The sequence below is a fragment of the Streptacidiphilus sp. ASG 303 genome (assembly GCF_020991365.1).
Classification (GTDB): domain Bacteria; phylum Actinomycetota; class Actinomycetes; order Streptomycetales; family Streptomycetaceae; genus Peterkaempfera.
Window position 1 is genome coordinate 1 of record NZ_JAJLRA010000128.1, and the last position, 309, is coordinate 309.

A 309-nucleotide genomic window follows, 5' to 3' on the forward strand; every position below is an offset into this window, starting at 1 on the left:
GGCCGAGATCACCGAGCGCAACGCCGCCGCCGTCCTCGTCCACGACGCCCACAGCCCCAGCCCCACCACCGCCTTCGCCCTCTCCCGCCTCACCGACCCCGACACCCTGCACCACACCCCGATCGGCGTGCTGCGCGCCGTCGACCGCCCGGTCTACGACACCCTCATGGCCGAACAGCTCACCGCCGCCACCACCGCCCGCGGACAGGGCGACCTCGCCGCCCTCCTCGCCGGCCCCGACACCTGGACGGTCGGCTGACCCGCACCCGCACCCGCGCCCTCTCCCGGGTGGGGGTCTCAGGGGGACGT

The 309-nt window shown here is 76.1% G+C and carries 1 pseudogene; it reads left to right on the forward strand.

Going from position 1 to position 309, the window contains the following annotated elements:
- Nucleotides 1-259: pseudogene (locus tag LO771_RS30210) on the forward strand (2-oxoacid:ferredoxin oxidoreductase subunit beta); the annotation flags it as partial.
- Between the last annotated feature and the right edge of the window lie 50 nt (nucleotides 260-309).